Origin of the sequence: Roseovarius sp. MMSF_3359, assembly GCF_030733385.1 — a bacterium.
Taxonomy (GTDB): Bacteria; Pseudomonadota; Alphaproteobacteria; order Rhodobacterales; family Rhodobacteraceae; genus Roseovarius.
This window is the reverse complement of the sequence record NZ_JASHJC010000020.1, coordinates 33,242-55,724: the sequence shown is the minus strand read 5'-3', so window position 1 is coordinate 55,724 and position 22,483 is coordinate 33,242. Positions and strand designations below refer to the sequence as shown.

The window sequence follows — 22,483 nt, the reverse complement described above, 5'->3', positions numbered from 1 at the left end:
CCCCGCCGCCGCCCCGGCACCGACTGCTGCCGCTGCGCCTGCGGCTTCGGCGGAAAGCAAAGCCGCCGATCCGGTCGAAGATCCCGCCGATCATCCCGGCGCGGTCAGCTCACCCATGGTCGGTACGGTCTACATGCAGGCGGAACCCGGTGCCCCGGCCTTTGTCAGCGTCGGCCAGCAGGTCAGCGAAGGTGACACGCTTCTTATCATCGAGGCGATGAAGACCATGAACCACATCCCCGCCACGCGCGGCGGCACCGTCAAGCGCATCCTTGTGGATGATGGTGCGACGGTCGAATACGGATCACCGCTGATGATCATCGAATAAGGATCCGGACATGTTCGACAAGATCCTAGTCGCCAACCGGGGTGAAATCGCCCTTCGCGTCATCCGCGCCGCCCGCGAAATGGGCATCGCCTCCGTTGCCGTGCATTCAACCGCCGACAGTGACGCGATGCATGTGCGCATGGCCGACGAAAGCGTCTGCATCGGCCCGCCTGCGGGTTCCGAGAGCTACCTCTCCATCCCGTCGATCATCGCCGCCTGCGAAGTGACCGGCGCGCAGGCCATCCATCCCGGCTATGGTTTCCTGAGCGAGAACGCGAACTTCGTGCAGATCGTCGAAGATCACGACCTGACCTTCATCGGCCCCACGGCGGAGCATATCCGCATCATGGGCGACAAGATCACCGCGAAGGACACGATGAAAGAGCTTGGCGTGCCTTGTGTTCCCGGCTCGGACGGTGGCGTACCGACCTTGGCCGAGGCCAAGAAGCTCGGCAAGGAGATGGGCTATCCCGTCATCATCAAGGCAACCGCCGGTGGCGGCGGGCGGGGCATGAAAGTCGCCAATAGCGAAGCCGAGATGGAACATGCCTTCATGACCGCGCGGTCCGAAGGCAAGGCCGCGTTTGGCAATGACGAGGTCTATATCGAGAAATACCTGACCACGCCGCGGCATATCGAAATCCAGGTCTTTGGCGATGGCAAGGGCAAGGCCGTGCATCTGGGCGAACGGGACTGCTCGCTGCAGCGCCGCCACCAGAAGGTGTTCGAAGAGGCCCCCGGCCCCTGCATCTCGGAAAAAGAACGCGCCGAGATCGGCAAGGTCTGCGCCGATGCGGTGGCGCGGATCAACTATGCGGGTGCGGGCACGATCGAGTTCCTCTATGAAAAGGGCGAGTTCTATTTCATCGAAATGAACACCCGTCTGCAGGTGGAACACCCGGTGACCGAGGCGATCTTCGGCGTCGATCTCGTCCGCGAGCAAATCCGCGTGGCCGAAGGCCTGCCGATGTCCTTCACGCAGGACGATTTGCAGATCAATGGCCACGCCATCGAGGTTCGGATCAACGCCGAAAAACTGCCGGAATTCGCCCCGCGTCCGGGCAAGATCACACATTTCCACGCGCCTGGTGGTCTGGGTGTGCGGATGGATTCCGCGCTTTATGACGGCTATTCGATCCCGCCCTATTACGACAGCCTGATCGGCAAGCTGATCGTGCATGGCCGGGACCGCGAAAGCGCGCTCAATCGGTTGAACCGTGCCTTGGGTGAGTTGATCGTGGATGGTGTGGACACGACCGTGCCGCTCTTTCATGCCCTGTTGCAGGAGCCCGACATCCACAGCGGCGAATACAACATTCACTGGCTGGAAAAATGGCTGGAAACCAACCTTCAGGGCTGATCCGGCGCTGAGCGGGTCATGAGCGAACCGGATTTCATCCTGACGCCGGAAATCCTGCTGCATGCCTATACGCGGGGCGTCTTCCCGATGGCAGAAAGCCGTGACGACCCAGAGGTTTTCTGGGTCGATCCGCGCCGGCGGGGAGTGTTGCCGCTCGATGGGTTTCACCTGTCTCGATCCCTGCTCCGGAAGCTACGAAAACCCGACTACGATGTTGATCTGAATACGGATTTCCTTGGAGTCGTTGATGCCTGCGCCGACCGTGAAGAAACCTGGATCAACGATGAAATCCGCGGGCTTTATGCGGAGCTGCATAAAATGGGCCACGCGCATTCCATCGAAATCCGGCACGATGGGCAATTGACGGGCGGGGTATATGGTGTGGCCATAGGGGGCGCGTTCTTTGGCGAAAGCATGTTTTCACGCCGTTCCGATGCGTCGAAAATTGCGCTGGCGCATCTTGTTGCGCATCTGAGGATCTGCGGGTTCACCCTCTTCGACACGCAATTCATCACCAGCCATCTGGAAACACTGGGGGCGCAGGAAATCTCGCGTGCGGCCTATCATGGATTGCTGGAAGAGGCGCTCAGGCAGACCGCCGATATCCTGTCAAAGCCGCTTTGCCGCGCGCCTCACTCGGTCTTGCAGCGCAATACCCAGACGTCATAGCGCGGATGTTCCAGCGCATTGAGCGCCGGGGATGAGGCCAGCATCCAGCCCTCGAAAATCGCGTTCTGGCTCTCGGCATCGCGCACGGTCAGATAGGCATAGGCGTCCGAGATCGCGCCGGGCGGATAGCGGCATTCGCGGAGTTCAACGGACAAACGGCCCAGCTCGGCGGCTTCGCCATTGGCCAGCGACATGTCCACCACGTCGCCATCCACCTTGTCGAGCCCGCGCAGGACTGCGCCCGACCCGGCTCTGACATTTTCTTGCGCGAAACCTTGGCTGGCCATCAAGAGGACCGCCGCGGCCGACAGGCACCATGCCCTCATTCCGCGGCCGCCTCGTCACCATCGCCTGCGACGAATTTCATCAGCAGGGAAATCAGACTGACCGAGCCTTGCGTGAATTCGATTTCGGTCCCCGGTTCCAGGAAGAACGGAGAGCCGCCCGGAAGAAGTTCGACGTAATTGCCGCCCAAAAGCCCCTCCGACGAGATCGCAACTGCGCTGTCATCGGGGATTTCGATCCCGTTCTGCACGCTGAAGACCGTCGCCGCGCGGAAGGTTTCCGGATCAAGTTTGATATCGGTGACGCGACCGATCTTGACGCCCGCCATCCGCACATCCGTGCCCACGTTGATGCCGTCGGCGCTGCGGAAACTGGCGCTCATCTCGTATTCGGAACTGGCGCCCGACAGGCCCGTTGCCTGCCCCGCATAGACCAGGAAACCGATGGCGATCGCCAAAACGGCCCCGCCCACGATCACTTCGGTGGTGTTTTCAGACATTGCCTGCCTACTCCGGGCTCCACGCCTCGTAATCCCGGCGTTCCGCCGGTTTGCCTTTGCGAATCGACCCCGCCGGGGCATAGGCCAGCGCCGTACCGGTCAGGTTCTCTTCGTGCTCTTTTTCCCATGCTTTATGGGGCAGTGGATTATCCGAGGGCGGCTCTTTGTAGGTGTGATGCAACCAGCCATGCCAATCGGGGCTCACCCGGCTCGCCTCGCATTCGCCGTTGAAGATCACCCAACGCCGCTTGTCATCCTGCGTCCGGTAGAAGCGATTGCCCTGCGCGTCCTCGCCAACCTTGACGCCCTTGCGCCAGGTATAGAGTTGTGTGTTCAGGGTTTGCCCATCCCACCAGGTGAAAGCACGTAAAAGCGTTTTCAGAATGCCCATCGGGTCCTCCGCCTATCGTTCCTTCCGATATGGCCCATATATGCCGAAAGGTCCAGTGCCAGCGTGGCAATTCGGCTGTTCTCCGACCGCGCCAAATTCTGCCTCAATTGCGTGTTAGTCGTTTCGTTGAACAACCTGGATAGGGCCGCATGATCATCCGAATTACCATATCGCTTTTCATGGCGGCGGGGTTGATGCTGTTGACCGCCGGGATAAACGGCGTGCTGCAATCGGAAGCAAAGCAGGCACATCTGGGCTGGCGCGCAAAGACCGAGAGCGTTGCGACCCCGGCAAGCAATGAAACATTTTTCGGGCGGTTCATAACGTCATTCAGGGAAATCGTGCGCGCCGAGAAAGAACCGCCCAAGAGCGATCTTCAGCGGCTTCTTGATCGGCGCCGGCGTGACACGTCGCCTTTCGACCTTGGGGACCGCATGCCGAGGGCCCAACCGGTCAATCGTTGACACAGATTTCAGCAAAAATAATAGCAATATCAATTACGTAGAGCATATAGCTCTAGTTTCGGATTATACGGCAGATGGTCCGGGCCATCTTCAAAGGCTGGGTCACAAAATCCGGGCCAAACGATGCTGCGGCGGCACCTCATTACGAAGCATAACCCGTTCTGCATACCCCCCCGGTTATGACACAAAAAATGCCCGCGAAATCCGCGGGCATCCTGAATTTTCTTGCTCCGGCGCGGTTTATCCGGCGCTGGCTTCTTCCTTGGTCGCTTCGGAGTAGATCATCAGCGGGTTGGCATCCGCATTGACCGCCTCTTCGTTGACGACGACCTCGTTCACGTTTTCCATGCCCGGCAGGTCGAACATCGTATCGAGCAAGATATCTTCGAGGATCGAGCGCAGGCCCCGTGCGCCGGTCTTGCGCAGGATCGCGCGTTTGGCAATGGCGCTCAGCGCGTCGTCGGTAAAGCTCAGCTGCGCATCTTCCAGCTCAAAGAGGCGCTGATACTGCTTGACCAGGGCGTTCTTGGGTTGCGTCAGGATGGTGACCAGTGCGTCTTCGTCGAGATCTTCCAGCGTCGCAATGACCGGCAGACGCCCGACAAATTCCGGGATCAGGCCGAATTTCAGCAAATCTTCCGGCTCCAGATCCTTGAACACTTCGCCCACGCCACGGTCGTCTTCGTCCCGGACATCGGCGCCAAAGCCCATGGCGCTGCCCTTGCCACGCTGCGCGATGATCTTGTCGAGACCGGCAAAGGCCCCGCCACAGATGAAGAGGATATTGGTCGTGTCCACCTGCAGGAACTCCTGCTGCGGATGCTTGCGCCCGCCCTGCGGCGGCACGGCAGCCACGGTGCCTTCCATCAGCTTGAGCAGCGCCTGCTGCACCCCTTCGCCCGACACATCCCGCGTGATCGACGGGTTTTCCGACTTGCGGGTAATCTTGTCGACCTCGTCGATATAGACGATGCCGCGCTGCGCGCGTTCGACATTGTATTCACTGGCCTGCAAGAGCTTGAGGATGATGTTCTCCACGTCCTCGCCCACATACCCCGCCTCGGTCAGGGTCGTGGCATCAGCCATCGTAAAGGGCACATCCAGGATACGCGCCAGCGTCTGCGCCAGCAGCGTCTTGCCGCAGCCGGTGGGACCGATCAGCAGGATGTTGGATTTCTGCAGTTCGACCTCGCCCGCCTTGCCGGAATGGTTGAGGCGTTTGTAGTGGTTGTGCACCGCGACGCTCAACACCCGTTTGGCCATCGACTGGCCGATCACGTAATCGTCCAGCACTTCGCAGATCTCGCGCGGGGTCGGCACGCCTTCGCTTGATTTCAACCCGGCGCTCTTGGTCTCTTCGCGGATGATATCCATGCAAAGCTCGACACATTCATCGCAGATGAAAACCGTCGGCCCCGCAATCAGCTTGCGCACCTCATGCTGGCTCTTGCCGCAGAAGCTGCAATAGAGGGTGTTCTTGCTGTCACCGCCGGAACTATTCGCCATAACGTACCTTTCGAGGCCCGAGCCGCAGAATTTGGCCTGATAATCGGGCCGGTTTATCCACCAGTCGCCCTCAGCTTAGGACAGCGACGGGTGGTCCACAATCTCAAAATGTCGAAACCCGGCGCCGGGCCGGATCACCGATCCGTTATTCGTCATCTCCGCCCTTGGCGCGGTTCTCGACGATCTCGTCGATCAGGCCCCAGGCTTTCGCATCTTCGGGCGACATGAAATTATCACGCTCCAACGCCTCTTCGACCTTTTTCAGCGTCTGACCGGTATGTTTCACGTAGATCTCGTTGAGGCGCTTTTTCAGCTTCAGCGTCTCTTCGGCGTGAATCATGATATCCGTCGCCTGGCCCTGGTACCCGCCCGAAGGCTGGTGCACCATCACGCGGCTGTTGGGGAGCGAAAACCGCATGCCCTTTTCCCCGGCCGTCAGCAGAAGCGAGCCCATGCTGGCCGCCTGCCCGATCACAAGCGTGCTGACCTTGGGTTTGATGTATTGCATCGTGTCATAGATCGACAGGCCCGAGGTCACGACGCCGCCTGGGCTGTTGATATACATGGAGATTTCCTTGGACGGGTTTTCCGCTTCGAGGTGCAGAAGCTGCGCCACGATCAGGCTCGACATGCCGTCATGGACCGGGCCCGACAGGAAAATGATCCGTTCCTTCAACAAGCGCGAGAAGATGTCATACGCCCGTTCACCGCGGCTGGTCTGTTCGACCACCATCGGCACCAATGTGTTCATATACGTCTCAAATGGGTCTTTCATATCCGCCTGCCTGCTGCTGTCTTCTTCGATCTTAAACGAGCATGTACTAACCATGTCCTAAGGGAGTCTTAGTGTTGCGCCCATAGGGCTGCAAGGGGGGCCGCACCGTTTTGGTGTATCAACTATTTGTTTATGACTTTGGCATAGGGGCGGCCGGGCTGATGTCGCGGGGTCAGAGTCTCTCGTTCGAGTATCCACGCAACTCCGCGCGGGCCACCTGCCGCCGATGCACCGCATCCGGCCCATCGGCCAGCCTGAGCGTGCGCACATGGGTCCACATCGCCGCCAGCGGCACATCCTGGCTGATCCCCTGCGCGCCGAACATCTGGATGGCCTCGTCGATGATCCGAAGCGCCACGCGCGGGGCCACGACCTTGATCTGACTGATCCAGGGCGCTGCGGCCTTGGCATCGCCCTGATCCATCATCCAGGCCGCCTTGAGGCACAAAAGCCGCGCCTGTTCTATATCCATCCGCGCCTCGGCGATGATGTCGAAATTGGCGCCAAGCTGGGCGATCTTCTTGCCGAAGGCTTCGCGCTCCAGCGACCGGCGGCACATCAATTCAAGCGCGGTTTCGGCCTGCCCGATCGCACGCATGCAATGGTGAATGCGGCCCGGCCCTAACCGGCCCTGCGCGATTTCGAACCCGCGGCCCTCGCCCAGCAACATGTTTTCCACAGGCACCCGCACATCGGTGAACCGAAAATGCATATGCCCGTGGGGCGCATCATCCGCGCCATAAACCTGCATCGGGCGGAGCTTTTCAATCCCCGCGCTGTCCGCCGGTACGATAATCATCGAATGGCGCTGATGTTTCGGCGCCTCATCTCCACCGGTGCGCACCATGACGATATAGACCGCGCAGCGTGGGTCCCCCGCCCCGGTGGCCCACCATTTCTCACCGTTGAGCACGTAGTGGTCGCCATCCCGGACACAGGACATGGCGATATTCGTGGCGTCCGAACTGGCCACACCGGGTTCGGTCATGAGATAGGCGCTTCGGATCTCGCCCTTGAGGAGCGGTTCAAGCCAACGGCTTTTCATCTCCCCGGTGCCGTAGCGTTCGAAAACCTCCATATTGCCGGTATCGGGCGCGTTGCAGTTGAACACCTCCGCCCCCATCGGCGTGCGGCCCATTTCCTCGGCGAAATAGGCATATTCGACCGTGGTGAGGCCAATGCCCCGCGTACTGTCGGTCAGCCAGAAATTCCACAGCCCCGCCTCCCGCGCCCGGGCTTTCAACCCCTCAAGGATTTCCGCCTGCCGGGGGGTGAATTGCCAGCGATCCCCCTTGCCGATCTCCGCATGGTATTCGGCCTCCATCGGCATGATCTCATCACGGACCATCGCGGTCACCTTCGACAGCAGGTCCTTGATTTCAGGCCGAATTCCAAAATCCATGTCCAAACTGCCCCTTGTGCCGGTCCAATACCGTTTTGAGTTAGCTCAACGCCCGCCAGCGGCGACTATAGGTTGAAATTTATCCAAATTGTCAAAACCTGACCCCCAAAAACGCAAACTGCGGCCACAAATCAACCGGATATTACCAAATGTGACGTACAGGTACCTATCGGCTGATGGCGCATCTGTACATGTATGTGTTTTGAGTTAACTGAGTAACAGGACAAGTAGATGCAGGTAATGCAAGAGATGAGCACGATATGCTCGCTACAGGACCACAGGCCCGGTCAAATTCGTGGCCTGAACCACCTGCGGCAGCAAGACGACATGTGCAGCGAAGAAGACATTCGCGCCATCACATGTTTCACCCCGGGAACAGGCATCGCCACCCAGGCAGGTCTTCTACCCGTTGAAAAGCTTTCGGTCGGCGACCGCATCCTGACCCGCGACCACGGCTATCAACCCATTCGCTGGATCGGGAAAAGGCAGGTCTCCTGCGCCCGTTTCCCGACCACGCCGAATTCCCTGCCCGTTCTCATCCGCGCGGATGCGCTCGGTCCCGGGCGTCCTGAACGTGACATGATCGTCTCGCCACGCCATCGGGTGCTGACCACCGACCGCATGCACATCTCGATGACCGGCGAAACCGAAGTTCTGATCGAAGCCGGTGCTTTGGTAGGCCAACCCGGTGTCATGTGCGTCGTGCCGCATCACCTGACCTATGTTCACGTGCTTTTCGATCAGCATGAGGTCATCCTGTCCGACAATCTCTGGTCAGAGAGTTTTCATCTGAACCGCAAGGCGGCCGATGCCCTGCTGCATGAGCAGCATACGGCGATCCAGGACGTGTTCCCGGAATTGCGGACGCAATCGGACGCTTCGCTTCAGGTGTTGGCGCGGACCTGCCTGACGCGGGAAAACGTCCTGGCGCATTGCGCCTGATCCCGACCGGGCGTGAAGGAACTTCAAGCGTTCGGCGCCATCTCCCACATTCAGAGCGGGTTCAAAGGTGTTAAGCCGTCAGGGTGACCTATCACCGCCGGCGACACCGTCTAACGCATGACATGGCGGTGCTTTCCCCACGCCTGTTACGCATTGCAATTTGATAGGCTGAGACTGAGGTCCGGCGCCTCCAAACCAGTTATCAGGCGCGCCAGAATGCCACGGTAAAAATGGCATAAACCGCCAGCAATTCCAGTCGCCCGATCAGCATCGCGGCGGCCAGGACCCATTTTGCCGTATCGTTGAGTGAGGCGAAATTTCCCGAAGGGCCGATCGTATCGCCAAGCCCCGGCCCGATATTGGCAAGCGCCGCGGCCGCGCCGGAAATCGACGTGGTAAAATCGAGCCCGGTCAGGCCCAGGACCACGGCGACCACGCCCAGGGTGACGACAAAGAAAACAAAGAAAGACATCACCGAGTTCAGGACATCATCGCTGATGGTGCGGCCTTGATAGCGCGGTGTGAAGATGCCATTTGGCGACCGGATGCGACGCAACTGCGCCCCGATGGAGGCGAAGAGGAGCTGGTAGCGGAATACCTTGATCGAACAGGAGGTCGAACCCGCACAGCCACCGATCAACCCGATAAAGAACAACAGCGCCACCGGAAAGGCGCCCCAAAGCATGTAATCCGCACTCGCGTACCCCGTCCCGGTCAGGATCGAGACGGTGTTGAACAAGACCTTGCGAAAGATCGGCTCGCTCAGCGTTTCCTGCTGCAGGAATTGCCAAGTCGTCAGGACGCCTACAAGGACAATGGTCGTCACAAAAAAACCACGCACCTGCGGGTCGGTCAGCAGGGGCTGCGCCGTCCCCGCGGTAATCTGCACAAAGCGGACGAAGGGCAAGGCCGCGACCATCATGAAGCCAACAGCCACATATTCGGTGGCGGATCCGAAGGCGCCGAAGGAGGCGTCGTAATTGGCAAAACCGCCCGTCGCCACGGTCGTCATCGCATGCACCGTGGCGTCGAACGCATCCATGCCGGTGAGCAGGTAACACAGGATGCAGATCAGTGTCAGGCTGAGGTAGATCACCGATATACGCGACGAAATCTCCGTCGCCCGGGGGAGGATTTTACCAAAGGTATCAAAGCCTTCGCTGCGGAAGATCTGCATACCGCCGACGCGCAGTTCCGGCAGGAAAACCATCGCCACAACGATGATACCGATCCCACCCAGCCATTGCATGACGCCGCGCCACAGAAGCAGCCCCTTGGGCATGCTGTCGAGGCCGGAAAAGACGGTGGAACCGGTCGTGGTCAGGCCAGACATGGCCTCGAACACCGCATCGACAAGCCGGGCTTCGGTCGCGCCCAGAACAAAAGGCAGCGCGCCGAAGATCGGCAGGGCCACCCAGACGCCGGTTGTCAGAAGGAAGGTCTGCTGGATCGTCAACCCCTCGCGCACCCCGTTGCGGCACGCCAGCGCCACCAGGCCGCCAACAAGGACCGTCAGAATACCGCTCTCCGCGAATACCGGCCAATGGCCGAGGCCTTCGGCGATATCCACCATCATCGGCAGGAACATGGCCAGACCAAGCGCCGTGACCATCAAGCCGATCACGTAACCAACGGGACGCAGATCAATCATGAGCCGCAGAGTTGGCCCTGCGCGCTCTGGGTGTCAAGCGGGATTGAGCGGCGGGGGCGCACACGCATGCGCCCCTCCAACCGTCCGGCTGGTCTAGCCCTTGCCGGGTGTTTTGTCGCGCTTGGGCATCGCGGGCGGGGCCGAAGGCGCGCGGTGTGCCTTGTTCACGGTCGGCTTGGCACTTGTCTCAGCGTTCTTGGCAACAGCGGGCTTGGGCGCCTCGGCCTTGGCTTGGGGCGCGGTCACCTTGGCAACCGGGGCAGTGGTGGGCGCCTCTTTCGCGGGTGATTTGGGTTCCGCAGCGGGTCGCGCAACACGGGATTTGAACGCGGGTGCTGCGACGTCGCCGGCTTTCGCGTGACGCGGTTTCGCTGCGGGCGCCTTCGGCGTTGCGGGGCGGGCGGGCTTGCTTGCCTTCTTCACCGGCGCGGCGGGTTCTTTTGCAGGGACCGGCGCGACCGTAACCCGGCTCACCGGCTTGCGCTTGGCAGGTGTGGATTTCGGCGCTGCCACCGCCTTGGACTTGTTGGCCGCGTTGGGCGCCGCCTTTTTCGCCTTGGCGGGCGCGGTTTTTGCGACCGGTGCCGCGGCTTTGACCTTGCGCGAGACCGGCTTCACCACTTGCTTGCGCAAATCCGCAGGGATCGCAAACGGGTTGGCCATGAGCGCAGCTTCGCCTAGCGCCTGCGCGATCCGCAGATTGCTTTCGATCATGTACCCGGCGAGGCGGATACTGGCGGCGGACATTTCCAATTGGGTCGATACAGGGTTCATTTTCAATTCCTGGTTGTTGAGTCGGCAAAAGATAAACCGCAAAACGCGATTCACACCCTGCGGGCGCCCGGGTCAACATGGAAAAAGCACGCAGTGCGGAGTTTCGCCGGTCCGCACTGCGGACTGACGATTTCTTTGGCAGGTTGGCACGAAATCGGGCCGCGTGTTTATCCCACGTGGAAAAGCGTGTTGAAGAGCTTGGGGTCCAGACTGTCCGCGGCAAAGGTCGGCCCTTCGGTCAGGACGCTGACCGCATCGTGGCTGTGCAGGCTTTCCTGGTGGCTGGCGATCACCCGAAAATCACCGATCCGTTCGTCCTTCTGCAAGCCTTCGCAGAAAAGCCGCGCGGCGTCCTCGACGAAAATCGGGTTGGCGGCGTTCAACTCGGCAAAAGCCTGTTCGTCTTCGCGTTTGACCATCACCTGGGTTTCTGTCGGCACGGCCGCGCGGGCGAGGTCGATCAGGTCCTCGAACCACAGGCAATCCTCGCCCAGAACCTCGACCGACAGCCGCGCCACCGAGCGTTGCGAATGCGGTGTTGCCAGCTGCCCGCGCGATTGCCGGGCATGTTCGCTCAGCTCCAGCGAGCAGGGGCAGGTCGAGGAATAGACGTAGTCGAGATGCATGAACTTGCGGTGCGCTCCACCCTGCTCAACCAGTTCCAACGCGATGTCGTAGAATTGGAACCCTTCGAGGCCCGAGCGCAGGGATTTGATCTTCATGGGATAGGAAAACCGCATCTGGATGCGGGCATCGAAACTATCGAGATCGGCGATGTAGTCCTTTAATGCCGCCTCGATCACCTCGAAGCTGAAGGTCTTTTCAGCATGTTTGTAGAAGGACCGCATTATGCGGGACATGTTGATGCCCTTCTTGCCGGCCTCAAGGCTGACCGTGCCGGTCACCGAGGTTTCCAGCGTCAGATCGCCATTATCGCGCGTGTGGAAGCTGATCGGCAGGCGGAAATTCGAGATGCCGACATGCTGCAAATGCTGCTTGGCCCCACGGATCAGGGAACTCGGGCCATTTTGCAGATCGGGTAGCGATGCGCGATACGCGGGGTCGACCTCGAAATCCTCAGGATAAGCACGGGCCAGCGCCGGGTAATTCGATACGGCGTTTTCTGGCAGCAGCCGCGAAATCGACGGGTCGAGCGCGGCAATCTCTTCGGGCGTCACGGACCGGGCCCATGCCTGCAACACCGACAGCGCCTCATGGGCTTCTTCACGCTCCGGGGCCTTCTTTACTTCTGTTGGCTGCATCGTCATGACCGATCCCTATTTCCTGCGCCAAACGCCTATATAACGTCTGCAAATTGAAATTGCTAATCTCGTCATCGGGTACTTCAAAAGCGACCCGATGGATCAGAATTAGCGCAATTTGCGAAAAGACAAGCGGCGGTGGTGTCCTGTCGGAGCGTCAGACCGTCTCAAGCGCCTGCATCACGTCTGCAATCAGGTCGTCGGTATCCTCGATGCCGACGCTCAACCGGACCAGCCCGGGCGTGATCCCAAGCGCGGCCTTCTGGTCGTCCGGCAGGCGCTGATGCGTGGTCGTTGCAGGGTGCGTGATGATCGACTTGGCATCCCCGAGGTTGTTGGAGATGAGGACAATCTGCAGCGCATTCACAAAACGAAACGCCGCCTCCTTGCCGCCTGCCAGCTCCAGTGCCACAACGGTGCCGCCCTTGCCCATCTGTCGGGTGACCAGATCATTCTGCGCATGGCTGGGATGGCCGGGATAAATCGCCCGGCTGAGCTTGGGATGCGCCTGCAAGGCCTCGCTCAGGGCAAGTGCCGACCTGGCCTGCGCCCGGACTCGCAGGTCGATCGTCTCAAGCCCCTTCAGCATGACCCAGGCGGTGAAGGGCGACATCGAACCGCCGGTATGCTTCATATAGGGCTCGACCGTGCCGCGGATATACTCGCGCGACCCAAGAATCACGCCGCCCAATGCACGGCCCTGCCCGTCGATATGTTTGGTCGCGGAATAGACCACCACATCGGCGCCCTGTTCGATGGCGCGCGAAAACACCGGCGTGGCAAAAACATTGTCCACCACAACCTGCGCGCCCACCGCATGGGCGAGCTTGGAGACCGCCTCGATATCGACCACTTCGAGGGTCGGGTTGGCGATGGTTTCGAAAAAAACAACCTTGGTGTCGGCGCGAATGGCCCCGCGCCACCCGTCGAGGTCGGGACCATTGACAAAGGTCACCTCGACCCCGTAGCGCGTCAGGATTTCTTCGAGCACATAGAGACACGACCCGAAAAGCGCGCGCGCGGCGACCACATGATCGCCCGCCTTCAGCATCGAAGTGAGCGCGCCGGAAACGGCTGCCATGCCGCTGGCGGTGGCAAAGGCGTCTTCGACACCTTCAAGCGCGGCAATGCGTTCTTCGAACATGGCAACGGTCGGGTTGCCATAGCGGGCATAGATGAACTCGTCCGGGCCGCTCTCCAGAAACCGCGCTTCGGCCGCCTCGGCACTGTCGTAGACAAACCCCTGCGTGAGAAAAATCGCCTCGCTCACCTCGTTATACTGGCTGCGGCGGGTGCCGCCATGAACCAGCTTGGTGCGTGTGTTCCAATCGTCGCTCATTGTCGTCCTCCGGGCGGCTCCCGCCCACAAAAAAACCCCAGTCGCGGTCAAGCGAAAGGAGTTCCTCCGTCTGACCTCTTTAGCGGTGATGTTTAACGTGGCCCGCAATCCGGTAACAAATCGCCACAACCGCTCTTTAGCGCCGCACCGGAGAGGCGTCAACCGCGTGCGCCCTGCCTTAACGCGCGCTTCAGCATATTCGCCGTAAAATCCGCGGTTAAACACGCGAACTGCCATCGGACCCCTCGCAATGCCGCTTCTCAGGATCAATTCAGGCCCCAATGGCGCGGAACTGCACGGCATGAAACGCCCGCTGATTCCGATGCTTCTGCGCGGGCTGCAACAGCCGGGGCCGGTCATCCTCATGGTGCACGGCTACAAGTACGAACCCGGCCACGCATCCGCCTGTCCACATGACAGCATCCTAGGGATGAAAACCCGGCGCGAAAGCCGCACGGCACGAAGCTGGCCACGGGGGCTGGGCTTTGGCAGCGGGGTCAGTCGCGAAGGTTTGGGGATCGCCTTTGGATGGCCCGCCCGCGGCACGATCTGGCAGGCCTATGGGCAAGCCCGGATCGCCGGACGGGCCTTGGCCGACCTGATCGCGAAAATCCAACAACTGGCCCCGGAGCGCGAAATCCACGCCCTTACCCATTCCCTGGGCGCGCGTGTGTTGTTGAGTGCCCTGCCCCGGCTCCCGACAGGCAGTGTTGGTCGTGTTATCCTCTTGTCCGGGGCGGAATTCGGCAGTCTGGCCGAGGAAGCAGTTGAAAGCCCTGCTGGGAAAACAGCGGAATTCATCAACATCACCAGCCGGGAAAACGATCTCTTTGATTTCATGCTGGAACGGCTCGTGTCGTCGCCGCGACGGCATGACCGATCGCTTGCCCATGCTATGCCTCAGCGGGTCAACACACTGACCCTGCAGATGGACCATCCGCAAACCCTGGACAAATTGCGGCGCTGCGGGTTTCGCATCGCGTCTCCGGCGACGCGGATATCGCATTGGTCGTCCTATATGCGGCCCGGGGTGTTCAGCCTCTATCGCGCGCTGTTGCGGCGCAGCGCCCAGGTCGATCTTGGGCATTTGCAATCGGTGCTGCCAACACAGCCAGAGCCGCGCTGGTCGCGGATCATTCCGCTTTCGATGGTGCGACCGGGATTACCTGGCGGGGACAGGGTGCCCTAGATGCCGAAGCCTCAGGCGCGCTTTTGCTGATCGCTTGCGGTGGGCAGGATCGACAGCACCATCAACCAGTAGAAGGCGTGCAGGGCCAGCACCAGAAGCGGCATGACACTGATCCAGACGGCGAGGGTTTCAAAGGCAATCAGCATCTCGTTCACACCAATCACCACAGCGGCGACAATTGCGTTGATCCGCAGAAGGCTGACCGGCGCGCAGATCTGTTGCGGCATGCGCCCTTCCGGCACGACACGGTCCAGCATCTCCTGCTCCCGCAGGATGCCCCAGATCATCACCAGCAGGAACAGCAGGCAGAACACGGTCACGACCCGCTGCGTGAATAACGGGCTTCCCAGCCAGAGCTGCAGACCCGCAACAGCGATGATGATCGAGACCGGGATGACGAGCATGCGCGGCTTGCCACGTTCGACATGTTGCAGGCTGAGCGCCGCCCCGGGCAGGTTGCGCCAGATCGTGTAGGCCTGCGCCGTCACGCAGCCGATCACAAATGACTGTTCTTCGGAAACACCGCAAAACCGCAGGCCCACCCAGAGCATCACCATGACCAGGACCGGCAAGAGGTTCCCGGGTTTGATCGGTGGGATTGACGTGGCCAGGTGCCACAGGCGGTTCGCAAGTTGCTTAATCATGCCCCCGGCATAGGCGCGAATTGCGGCCTAAAGTCGGCAAGTCTATGTGATTTCGTGGGAAATCCGATTGGTGGCAGGGCTGATTGACCGTTATTCCGTTTCGTCTTCTCCGGTGCCGTGTTCGTTGAACAACCGCCCCTGCGTCATGAAAAAAAGGAAAATCGCGGCGGTCAGGCCAAATGTCTTGAAATAGACCCAGATCTCTTCGCTTTGGGTGCGCCAGACCACCTCGTTCAGCACCGCCAGTGCGAGGAAGAAATACATCAACCGACGGGTCAGAATCATCCACCCCTCGTCCGTGAGCGGCATCAACCCTTCCATCACGGATTGCAGGTAGGATGTACCCCGCATCAGGCCCAGGGCCAAAACACCCCCGAAAAGCAGGTAGACGATCGTCGGTTTCATCTTGAAAAACTTCGGATCATTGAACCAGACGCTAAGCCCCCCAAAGACCACGATCAGGACCGCCGTGACCACCTGCATCTTCGACAGATGCCCGGTCAACTTCCAGAGGATCGCCATCGAGGCCAGGAAAATGGGGATAAACCCGGCCGTCACCACGACAAATCCGGCATATTCCGTACCACCGATGGTAAAGACAGTGTCCTTGAGCCACAGATAGGCGACGAAGAACGCCAGAATCGGCCCCAGTTCCAGCGCCGTTTTCACTTTTCCATCAATCTGCTTCTCGGCCATTGCCGGATTTCTCCTATCCTACCCGCCCATCTCAACTATGACCGCGCCCGCGGCAATCAATGCCATCAGGGCAATTCGGCGCGGTCCCACCGTTTCGCGCAGCACCAGCCAGCCGATCAGGGCGGCAAAGACCACGGATGTCTCGCGCAGTACCGCCGCTTCACCCACCTTGTCCAGCCGTGTGGCCAGCATGATCGACCCGAAGGACGAAAACGCCAGCAATGCACCGATGAAACCCCGGCGCAGGAGCGGCACCATCGGCGGGCGGTCCGGCATCCTGCGCCAGCGCAGATAGGCAACCGTCGGCAAGGTCATGCCCTCGAACATGAAAAACCAGGCAATGAAGGAAAACGGATCGGCGGTCGCGCGGATGCCGTAGGCGTCGTAGGTCGTGTAAAGCGCGACCATCAGGCCAGTCAGCACCGCAAGGAAGAGCGCGATCGGCAACGTGTCGCGATCGGTGACCAGGAAGATCAGGTTATAGACCGCCAGGCCAAAAATCCCCGTTAGCAAAACGGCGATCCCAAGCCACTGCGTCAGCGTGAAGGTTTCCGAGAAGATCAGATAGGCGCCGATGACGGCAAAAAGCGGCCCGGTGCCGCGGACCACCGGATAAACGACGGTATAGGCCCCCTTCACATAGGCCTGCGCCTGCAAGATCTTGTAGATGACGTGAATGACCACCGCGCCCGCAAAGATCGGCCACATGTGCGGCTCGGGCAGCGGCACGACAAAAATGGCGAAGGGGGCCGCCAGCAGGAAGAGCCAGACGTCAATCGCCCCGCGGGTCAGCCAGGGATCAAAACGCCCCTTCTGCAGCGCACCGAACACCGCGTGCAGGAACGCCGCGGCCAGGGCCAGCGCCAACGCAAGCGATTTGCCCTGCTCGGTTCCCTCAAGCGAGATCAGCCAGTCGCTCATGCCGGGCCGCCGGTCACATCAGACGCGGCGGGCGCGGTCATTGCGTCTCCAGCCCCGTGAGGGCAGCGGCAAATTCTTTCGGGTCAAAAGGCGCCAGATCATCGATCTGCTCCCCAACGCCAATCGCATGGATGGGCAGGCCGAACTTGTCTGCCAAGGCCACCAGCACACCACCCTTGGCGGTCCCGTCGAGCTTGGTCATCACAAGGCCCGACACATCCGCGAGCTTCTGGAAGGTTTCGACCTGGCTCAGTGCGTTCTGACCCGTGGTCGCGTCCAGCACGAGCAAGGTGTTATGCGGCGCGGTTTCGTCCTGCTTGCGGATCACGCGGACGATCTTGGCCAGTTCTTCCATCAAATCTGCCCGGTTTTGCAGGCGGCCCGCGGTGTCGATCATCAAAAGGTCCGAGCCATCCTTGTGCGCCTGCGCCATCGCGTCATAGGCGAGGCTGGCCGGGTCGGACCCTTCGGGCGCGGTGAGGACCGGCACACCGGCACGGTCGCCCCAGACCTGAAGCTGCTCAACCGCCGCCGCGCGGAACGTGTCACCCGCCGCGATCACGACCGATTTGCCCGCCGCGCGGAACTGGCTTGCCAATTTGCCGATGGTGGTCGTCTTGCCGGAGCCGTTGACGCCTACCACCAGAACCACCTGCGGTTTCTTGGGGTAAAGCGGCATCGGACGCGCCACTGGCTCCATGATGCGGGTCACCTCGGCCGACAGCAACTCCTTGATTTCCTGAGTGGAAAGCCGTTTTCCCATGCGCCCTTCGGCCATGTTGGCGGTCACGCGCAGGGCCGTGTCAACGCCCATGTCCGCGGTGATCAACAGCTCTTCGAGCTGCTCGAGCATGTCGTCATCAAGCGCCCGGCGGATCACGGTTTTCTTTTCCGTCCGCCCCAGCAAGCGACCCAACAGGCCGGGCTTCTTCGCCTCAGGCTGTGGTTCCGGTTCCGGTTCCGGTTCCGGTTCCGGTTCCGGTTCCGGTTCCGGTTCCGGTTCCGGTTCCGGTTCCGGTTCCGGTGAAATGATCTCGGATTCGGCCTGTGCTGCAAGCACCTCTGGCTCTGGCTCTGGCTCTGGCTCTGGCTCTGGCTCTGGCTCTGGCTCTGGCTCTGGAAGGGGCTCGTCGATGGCGACTGTCGTGTCAACCGCCGGTGCGTCGACCTCGATCTCTTCTTCTTCGCCACCTTCCTCGACGATCGCATCCAGACCTTCTTCGATCTTGGACGAAGACCGGAACAGCCGTTCCTTGAGTTTCTTGAAAAACGCCATGCGTCCCCTCGCTGCGGCCTTTGTGCCAGTGCTTTTCTTCCACCTAATGCGGATCAGCGCCAGATGGAAGCCTCAGCCGATGAACGCCCACAAGATCAAGAGTTGCGCGGCGTAGTAGAGCGCCCAGAGCGCGCGGGCGATGGGGATGTGCCAGCGACTTCCCGGTGGCAAGCGAAAGAGCTGAATGGCGAGGAGCGTGTCGGACGCCATGAAGGCCCCTGCCCCGATGAGCGCCAGTGCCATGGCGGCGGGTAGCGCCAGCGCCGAAAGGCCCATGCCGGTGATCAACACTACATAGAGGCGGACGGCGCTGCGCATCTCGCCGGTATGGGGGGCGAGCCAGACCTCGCTCGATATGGCATAGGCGATCAGGACGACACCCGGCAGTATGGCGGGCCAACCCGTGGCCAATGCGGCAAAAAGCAGGATATACGCCAGATGTGCGAGGGCAAAACTGCCGAGGCCGATCAGGAAAGCGCAGTCCCCGTCCCGCGACAAAGCCATATCCCCAACCGCCGAAAGCCCCAACCCCAGCACGAGCAGCGCAGGCGCGTCGGCGAGGGCTGCGGCGCAGGCGAGAAGTGCGACCCCGGCTGTTTTCAGAACACTGCGAAGCGCGGACGGCCCGCGTTGACAGAAGAACGCCCCATAGATCAGCGCGCTAAGGGCGCTGATCGCGATGAAACCTGTACTCACACCTCGTCGGGGAAATGCTTCATCGTCAGGCGGATCGGGTTGGGCGCGGCCTGCCCCAGACCGCAGATCGACGCATCGGCCATCGCGCTGCAGAGTTCTTCCAGCAGTGGCTGATCCCAGGTGTCGGCCTGCATCAGCTTGACCGCCTTCTCGCAACCCACGCGGCACGGCGTGCACTGTCCGCAGCTTTCATCCTCGAAGAAACGGAGCATGTTGAGCGCGGCCTCTTTCGCACTGTCCTGATCCGACAGGACAACAATTGCCGCCGAGCCGATGAAAGTGCCATGTTCCTGCAGCACATCGAAGTCCATCGGGATATCAGCCATTGATGCGGGCAGTAGACCCGCCGAGGGGCCACCGGGCTGATAGGCTTTGAAACTGTGCCCGTCGAGCATGCCGCCACAGGCCTCGATGATATCCGACATGGTGGATCCCGCGGGCAGCAGGTGCACACCGGGGTTCTTCACCCGGCCCGAGACCGAGAAGGACCGCAGGCCCTTGCGGCCGTTTTTCTCGACCCCGCTCAGGATCTCACCGCCTTCGCGCAGGATGCGGCAGACCCAATGCAGGGTTTCGACATTGTTGACGAGCGTGGGGCGGTTGAACACCCCCACCTGCGCCACGAAGGGTGGGCGGTGCCGCGGTAATCCGCGCTTGCCCTCGATCGACTCGATCATCGCGCTTTCTTCGCCGCAGATATACGCGCCCGCGCCCCGGCGCAGGTCTATGTAACCGGGTTTGACGATTTCAGCGTCTTCCAGCGCCTTGATCTCGCGGCGCAGGATTTCCAACACGGCGGGGTATTCATCGCGCATGTAGATGAAGCAGGTTTCCGCCTCGACCGCCCAGGCGGCGATCAGCATTCCTTCAAGGAAAACATGGGGTTCCCGCTCGAGATAAAAGCGATCTTTGAACGTGCCAGGCTCCCCTTCATCACCATTCACGGCGAGGTACCGCGGCCCCTCTGCGGCCCGGACGAAACCCCATTTGCGGCCCGATGGGAAGCCTGCGCCACCCAGGCCACGAAGCCCCGAGTCCAGAAGCGTCTGCTGGATCGTGTCGAAATCGCCATTGGCTCGCACATCGGCCAGCGTCTCGTAGCCGCCCGCCGCGTGATAGGTGTCAAAGGTCTGATAGTCCGGGATATGCGCGTGGGTGTCATCGGCGGCAATCGCGGCCTGCACCTTCTCGGGCGTGGCATGGTCGATGTGGTTATGGCCAAGTTCAAGCACCGGCGCGGTGTCGCAGCGGCCCATGCAGGGCGCGCGCAGAACCCGCACCTGCGATGCGTCCAGCCCGTCTTCAAGCGCAGATTTCAACTGTTGCGCGCCCGCCAGTTCGCAAGCCAGCGAATCGCACACCCGAATGGTCAGCGCGGGCGGCGGAGCCTCATCTTCCTTGACCACGTCAAAATGCGCATAGAAAGTCGCAACCTCGTAAACTTCCGCCTGGGAAATCCGCATCTCCTCGGCCAAAGCGCGCAGATGGGCGGCCGACAAATGGCCGAACTTGTCCTGGATCAGGTGCAGGTATTCGATCAGCAGATCACGGCGGCGCGGCGCATCGCCCAGAAGCGCCTGGATCTCGGTCCAGGGCTGATCCTCCAACTGGCGGCCTTTGGGCGTCCGACGTCCCTTGCCCTTGCCCGATTTCCACACGCCTTTGCGTTCGTCCAGTGCCATGCGATGCCCTCTGACTTGATACGGCACGACAAATAGCCCTCTGGACCACGCAAAGCGATAGCAAAAGCGACACTCATCCCCTCGGAAGCGTTCAGCGCCGCGCAAAATCCTCTCGTTTCTGCCCCTTCACCGCCGGATTCGCCCTTTAGGGCGGTGTGGAACAACATGACCGGGGCCTCCTGCATGAGCCTTTTCGCCATCGCCACGTTCAGCCCTGCGCTGCTGATCCTCGCCGCCATTCTATGGGGCGGGGTGTGGGCGTGGCTTGCAGCGGGGTTTGTCACTTTTCTGGCCTTTTCGCTCGACCGGCTGACGCCGGAGCAGATCGAAAACACCGACCCGCAGGCGGAGTTTCCTGCAGGCACGCCGCTTCTCATTGCCCTCGGCTTGGCTCACATCGGACTGCTGGCCGCAGGCATCTGGGCAGTCGCCGGAGAAAGCGGCCTGACAATGACCGAGCGTGGGTTGATTGCTGCCGCGATCTCCCTGTTTTTCGGACAGATTTCCCATCCTGTAGCCCATGAGCTCATTCACAGATCGCGCCGCAGCCTGAGGTTTCTGGGCCAACTGGTCTATACGACGATGCTTTTTGGTCATCACGCCAGTGCACATCTGAAGGTGCATCACGCCCATGTCGGCAGCAGGGCAGATCCAAACAGCGCGCCCCTGGGCGAAGGGTTCTACAGCTTTGCCCTGCGCGCATGGCCTCAAGGTTTCATGGCCGGGCTTCGAGCGGAAAACCGGCTGCGCAAGGGGCGTTCGGTCTGGCGTCACCCCTATGTTTTCTATCTTGCGGGCGCGACCCTCGTGGCGGCGGGCTCCCTGATGCTGGCCGGTGTGCCGGGGCTTTCGGCGCTGGTGGTCATCACGCTTTACGCGCAGCTACAGATCCTGATGTCCGACTACATTCAACACTACGGGCTGCAACGGCAGGTGCTGGCAGATGGGCGGCTTGAACCGGTGGGCCCGCAACATTCGTGGAACGCACCGCATTGGTTCACCTCTGCCATGTCGCTCAACGCGCCGCGCCATTCCGATCACCATGTCACGCCTCGACGCCCCTATCCCGCCCTGCAGCTCGACGAGGACAAGATGCCCTGTCTGCCCTATTCCCTGCCGATCATGGCAGGCATCGCACTGGTGCCGCCCGTCTGGCGGCGGGTCATGGATCCGCGATGCGCCCGGTGGCTGCCAGTGTGGATCGACCGGGCTCCGGTCGACGCGCGCAATATCCCGCCCGCGGTCGTGGCCCATGCGAAACCGGCTGGTACCACCGGCGCGGTTCTGCCAGACTTCGCCCATGCCAAGGACACTCCTCCCCCTGTGCCTGATCCTCAGCGCGGCAACCGCCAGCGCCGGTGAGTTGATGACGGCCGAGGAATTCGACGCCTACACGCGCAACAAGACCTTCTACTACGGCAACCAAGGACAGCCTTATGGCGCCGAGGAATACCTGAATGACCGACGGGTGATCTGGTCCTACCTTGATGGTCAATGCGAGATGGGAAGCTGGTACCAGGAAGGCGAACAGATCTGCTTTGTCTACGAACACAAGCCCGAGCCGCAATGCTGGAGCTTCCGGCATTCTCCCAACGGATTGATCGCCCAGTTCGAGAACGATCCGACGCAAATCGAGCTTTATGAGGTCCAAAAAAGCTATGAACCTCTGGTTTGTCCAGGGCCAAAGGTTGGCGTCTAGTATAACAAAGGCGCCTGAAATCGTCTTTCAACC

24 protein-coding genes and 1 riboswitch are annotated in these 22,483 nt (G+C 60.9%); of the genes, 8 read left to right on the top strand and 16 right to left on the bottom strand.

Annotation, left to right across the window (positions count from 1 at the left end):
- The 3 genes from RBB29_RS20520 to aat all read left to right on the top strand — a co-directional run.
- A partial coding sequence (locus RBB29_RS20520; protein ID WP_306121213.1) for a biotin/lipoyl-containing protein occupies window positions 1-328 on the top strand: 328 nt, incomplete at its 5' end.
- A 10-nt stretch (window positions 329-338) separates the two neighbouring features.
- Window positions 339-1,688 carry an acetyl-CoA carboxylase biotin carboxylase subunit gene (gene accC / locus RBB29_RS20515; RefSeq protein ID WP_306116880.1) on the top strand — a complete coding sequence of 450 codons (1,350 nt, stop codon included), beginning with the start codon at window positions 339-341 and terminating at the stop codon, window positions 1,686-1,688.
- A gap of 18 nt (window positions 1,689-1,706) precedes the next feature.
- A complete protein-coding gene (gene aat, locus RBB29_RS20510) occupies window positions 1,707-2,357 on the top strand; it encodes a leucyl/phenylalanyl-tRNA--protein transferase (RefSeq protein ID WP_306116881.1) in 651 nt (216 codons plus the stop codon).
- On the opposite strand, the gene RBB29_RS20505 is transcribed toward aat, so the two are convergent.
- The 3 genes from RBB29_RS20505 to RBB29_RS20495 are packed head-to-tail and all read right to left on the bottom strand — an operon-like array spanning window position 2,321 to window position 3,532.
- Window positions 2,321-2,683: a DUF2155 domain-containing protein gene (locus RBB29_RS20505; protein ID WP_306116882.1), complete on the bottom strand. Its 363-nt coding sequence runs from the start codon at window positions 2,681-2,683 to the stop codon at window positions 2,321-2,323. The two genes, aat and RBB29_RS20505, sit on opposite strands and share 37 nt — an antisense overlap.
- Entirely contained in the window at window positions 2,680-3,141 is a 462-nt protein-coding gene (mlaD, locus tag RBB29_RS20500) for an outer membrane lipid asymmetry maintenance protein MlaD (protein ID WP_306116883.1), read from the bottom strand. The genes RBB29_RS20505 and mlaD overlap by 4 nt, the downstream gene beginning before the upstream one ends.
- A 7-nt stretch (window positions 3,142-3,148) precedes the next feature.
- Window positions 3,149-3,532, bottom strand: coding sequence for an NADH:ubiquinone oxidoreductase subunit NDUFA12 (locus RBB29_RS20495; RefSeq protein ID WP_306116884.1), 384 nt, complete (start codon window positions 3,530-3,532; stop codon window positions 3,149-3,151).
- 149 nt (window positions 3,533-3,681) lie between these two features.
- On the opposite strand from RBB29_RS20495, the gene RBB29_RS20490 reads away from it, so the two are divergent.
- Window positions 3,682-3,996, top strand: a complete 315-nt coding sequence (locus RBB29_RS20490) for a hypothetical protein (RefSeq protein WP_306116885.1) — start codon at window positions 3,682-3,684, stop codon at window positions 3,994-3,996.
- A 240-nt stretch (window positions 3,997-4,236) separates the two neighbouring features.
- Here the strand turns inward: RBB29_RS20490 and clpX are convergent, their stop codons facing one another.
- From clpX to RBB29_RS20475, 3 genes are all read right to left on the bottom strand, one after another.
- Complete coding sequence (gene clpX / locus RBB29_RS20485) at window positions 4,237-5,502, bottom strand: ATP-dependent Clp protease ATP-binding subunit ClpX (RefSeq protein ID WP_306116886.1); 1,266 nt, start codon at window positions 5,500-5,502, stop codon at window positions 4,237-4,239.
- Window positions 5,503-5,647: 145 nt separating this feature from the next.
- Window positions 5,648-6,277, bottom strand: coding sequence for an ATP-dependent Clp protease proteolytic subunit (locus tag RBB29_RS20480; protein ID WP_306116887.1), 630 nt, complete (start codon window positions 6,275-6,277; stop codon window positions 5,648-5,650).
- A 172-nt stretch (window positions 6,278-6,449) separates the two neighbouring features.
- The gene (locus RBB29_RS20475) at window positions 6,450-7,685 is read right to left on the bottom strand and encodes an acyl-CoA dehydrogenase family protein (protein ID WP_306116888.1); all 1,236 of its coding nucleotides are present in this window, start codon (window positions 7,683-7,685) and stop codon (window positions 6,450-6,452) included.
- A gap of 225 nt (window positions 7,686-7,910) precedes the next feature.
- Here RBB29_RS20475 and RBB29_RS20470 point away from each other — a divergent pair, with 225 nt between their 5' ends.
- Entirely contained in the window at window positions 7,911-8,621 is a 711-nt protein-coding gene (locus RBB29_RS20470; RefSeq protein WP_306116889.1) for a Hint domain-containing protein, read from the top strand.
- A 202-nt stretch (window positions 8,622-8,823) separates the two neighbouring features.
- Here the strand turns inward: RBB29_RS20470 and RBB29_RS20465 are convergent, their stop codons facing one another.
- The 4 genes from RBB29_RS20465 to metZ all read right to left on the bottom strand — a co-directional run bounded on the left by RBB29_RS20465 (window position 8,824) and on the right by metZ (window position 13,647).
- Complete coding sequence (locus RBB29_RS20465; protein ID WP_306116890.1) at window positions 8,824-10,272, bottom strand: TrkH family potassium uptake protein; 1,449 nt, start codon at window positions 10,270-10,272, stop codon at window positions 8,824-8,826.
- Between the two features lie 93 nt (window positions 10,273-10,365).
- Window positions 10,366-11,046, bottom strand: a complete 681-nt coding sequence (locus tag RBB29_RS20460; RefSeq protein ID WP_306116891.1) for a hypothetical protein — start codon at window positions 11,044-11,046, stop codon at window positions 10,366-10,368.
- A gap of 167 nt (window positions 11,047-11,213) precedes the next feature.
- Window positions 11,214-12,314 (bottom strand): GTP cyclohydrolase FolE2, encoded by a 1,101-nt coding sequence (gene folE2, locus RBB29_RS20455; RefSeq protein ID WP_306116892.1) that lies wholly within the window; start codon window positions 12,312-12,314, stop codon window positions 11,214-11,216.
- A gap of 151 nt (window positions 12,315-12,465) precedes the next feature.
- A complete protein-coding gene (gene metZ, locus RBB29_RS20450) occupies window positions 12,466-13,647 on the bottom strand; it encodes an O-succinylhomoserine sulfhydrylase (RefSeq protein WP_306116893.1) in 1,182 nt (393 codons plus the stop codon).
- A gap of 58 nt (window positions 13,648-13,705) precedes the next feature.
- A riboswitch (SAM riboswitch) is annotated at window positions 13,706-13,784 on the bottom strand.
- Between the two features lie 164 nt (window positions 13,785-13,948).
- On the opposite strand from metZ, the gene RBB29_RS20445 reads away from it, so the two are divergent.
- Window positions 13,949-14,836, top strand: a complete 888-nt coding sequence (locus RBB29_RS20445) for an alpha/beta hydrolase (RefSeq protein WP_306116894.1) — start codon at window positions 13,949-13,951, stop codon at window positions 14,834-14,836.
- An 11-nt stretch (window positions 14,837-14,847) separates the two neighbouring features.
- On the opposite strand, the gene RBB29_RS20440 is transcribed toward RBB29_RS20445, so the two are convergent.
- The 6 genes from RBB29_RS20440 to RBB29_RS20415 all read right to left on the bottom strand — a co-directional run bounded on the left by RBB29_RS20440 (window position 14,848) and on the right by RBB29_RS20415 (window position 20,751).
- A complete protein-coding gene (locus RBB29_RS20440; RefSeq protein ID WP_306116895.1) occupies window positions 14,848-15,480 on the bottom strand; it encodes a hypothetical protein in 633 nt (210 codons plus the stop codon).
- Between the two features lie 90 nt (window positions 15,481-15,570).
- A complete protein-coding gene (locus RBB29_RS20435; protein ID WP_306116896.1) occupies window positions 15,571-16,176 on the bottom strand; it encodes an inner membrane-spanning protein YciB in 606 nt (201 codons plus the stop codon).
- 18 nt (window positions 16,177-16,194) lie between these two features.
- Entirely contained in the window at window positions 16,195-17,097 is a 903-nt protein-coding gene (locus RBB29_RS20430; protein ID WP_306116897.1) for an EamA family transporter, read from the bottom strand.
- A gap of 37 nt (window positions 17,098-17,134) precedes the next feature.
- Window positions 17,135-18,373: a signal recognition particle-docking protein FtsY gene (gene ftsY, locus RBB29_RS20425; protein ID WP_306121212.1), complete on the bottom strand. Its 1,239-nt coding sequence runs from the start codon at window positions 18,371-18,373 to the stop codon at window positions 17,135-17,137.
- Window positions 18,374-18,445: 72 nt separating this feature from the next.
- Window positions 18,446-19,069, bottom strand: a complete 624-nt coding sequence (locus RBB29_RS20420) for a lysoplasmalogenase (RefSeq protein WP_306116942.1) — start codon at window positions 19,067-19,069, stop codon at window positions 18,446-18,448.
- Window positions 19,066-20,751, bottom strand: a complete 1,686-nt coding sequence (locus RBB29_RS20415; RefSeq protein WP_306116943.1) for an NAD(P)H-dependent oxidoreductase subunit E — start codon at window positions 20,749-20,751, stop codon at window positions 19,066-19,068. Before RBB29_RS20415 ends, RBB29_RS20420 begins: the two co-directional genes overlap by 4 nt.
- Window positions 20,752-20,934: 183 nt before the next feature.
- On the opposite strand from RBB29_RS20415, the gene RBB29_RS20410 reads away from it, so the two are divergent.
- Window positions 20,935-22,113, top strand: coding sequence for an alkane 1-monooxygenase (locus RBB29_RS20410; RefSeq protein WP_371931534.1), 1,179 nt, complete (start codon window positions 20,935-20,937; stop codon window positions 22,111-22,113).
- Window positions 22,052-22,450 (top strand): hypothetical protein, encoded by a 399-nt coding sequence (locus RBB29_RS20405; protein WP_306116944.1) that lies wholly within the window; start codon window positions 22,052-22,054, stop codon window positions 22,448-22,450. The genes RBB29_RS20410 and RBB29_RS20405 overlap by 62 nt, the downstream gene beginning before the upstream one ends.
- Window positions 22,451-22,483 lie beyond the last annotated feature (33 nt).

What these genes read in the sequence shown, in the direction of transcription:
- accC (WP_306116880.1), top strand. Translation starts at nt 339, where the DNA reads ATGTTCGACAAGATCCTAGTCGCCAACCGGGGTGAAATCGCCCTTCGC.
- aat (WP_306116881.1), top strand. Translation starts at nt 1,707, where the DNA reads ATGAGCGAACCGGATTTCATCCTGACGCCGGAAATCCTGCTGCATGCC.
- RBB29_RS20505 (WP_306116882.1), bottom strand. Translation starts at nt 2,683, where the DNA reads ATGAGGGCATGGTGCCTGTCGGCCGCGGCGGTCCTCTTGATGGCCAGC.
- mlaD (WP_306116883.1), bottom strand. Translation starts at nt 3,141, where the DNA reads ATGTCTGAAAACACCACCGAAGTGATCGTGGGCGGGGCCGTTTTGGCG.
- RBB29_RS20495 (WP_306116884.1), bottom strand. Translation starts at nt 3,532, where the DNA reads ATGGGCATTCTGAAAACGCTTTTACGTGCTTTCACCTGGTGGGATGGG.
- RBB29_RS20490 (WP_306116885.1), top strand. Translation starts at nt 3,682, where the DNA reads ATGATCATCCGAATTACCATATCGCTTTTCATGGCGGCGGGGTTGATG.
- clpX (WP_306116886.1), bottom strand. Translation starts at nt 5,502, where the DNA reads ATGGCGAATAGTTCCGGCGGTGACAGCAAGAACACCCTCTATTGCAGC.
- RBB29_RS20480 (WP_306116887.1), bottom strand. Translation starts at nt 6,277, where the DNA reads ATGAAAGACCCATTTGAGACGTATATGAACACATTGGTGCCGATGGTG.
- RBB29_RS20470 (WP_306116889.1), top strand. Translation starts at nt 7,911, where the DNA reads ATGCAGGTAATGCAAGAGATGAGCACGATATGCTCGCTACAGGACCAC.
- RBB29_RS20465 (WP_306116890.1), bottom strand. Translation starts at nt 10,272, where the DNA reads ATGATTGATCTGCGTCCCGTTGGTTACGTGATCGGCTTGATGGTCACG.
- RBB29_RS20460 (WP_306116891.1), bottom strand. Translation starts at nt 11,046, where the DNA reads ATGAACCCTGTATCGACCCAATTGGAAATGTCCGCCGCCAGTATCCGC.
- folE2 (WP_306116892.1), bottom strand. Translation starts at nt 12,314, where the DNA reads ATGACGATGCAGCCAACAGAAGTAAAGAAGGCCCCGGAGCGTGAAGAA.
- metZ (WP_306116893.1), bottom strand. Translation starts at nt 13,647, where the DNA reads ATGAGCGACGATTGGAACACACGCACCAAGCTGGTTCATGGCGGCACC.
- RBB29_RS20445 (WP_306116894.1), top strand. Translation starts at nt 13,949, where the DNA reads ATGAAACGCCCGCTGATTCCGATGCTTCTGCGCGGGCTGCAACAGCCG.
- RBB29_RS20440 (WP_306116895.1), bottom strand. Translation starts at nt 15,480, where the DNA reads ATGATTAAGCAACTTGCGAACCGCCTGTGGCACCTGGCCACGTCAATC.
- RBB29_RS20435 (WP_306116896.1), bottom strand. Translation starts at nt 16,176, where the DNA reads ATGGCCGAGAAGCAGATTGATGGAAAAGTGAAAACGGCGCTGGAACTG.
- RBB29_RS20430 (WP_306116897.1), bottom strand. Translation starts at nt 17,097, where the DNA reads ATGAGCGACTGGCTGATCTCGCTTGAGGGAACCGAGCAGGGCAAATCG.
- ftsY (WP_306121212.1), bottom strand. Translation starts at nt 18,373, where the DNA reads ATGGCGTTTTTCAAGAAACTCAAGGAACGGCTGTTCCGGTCTTCGTCC.
- RBB29_RS20415 (WP_306116943.1), bottom strand. Translation starts at nt 20,751, where the DNA reads ATGGCACTGGACGAACGCAAAGGCGTGTGGAAATCGGGCAAGGGCAAG.
- RBB29_RS20410 (WP_371931534.1), top strand. Translation starts at nt 20,935, where the DNA reads ATGAGCCTTTTCGCCATCGCCACGTTCAGCCCTGCGCTGCTGATCCTC.
- RBB29_RS20405 (WP_306116944.1), top strand. Translation starts at nt 22,052, where the DNA reads ATGCCAAGGACACTCCTCCCCCTGTGCCTGATCCTCAGCGCGGCAACC.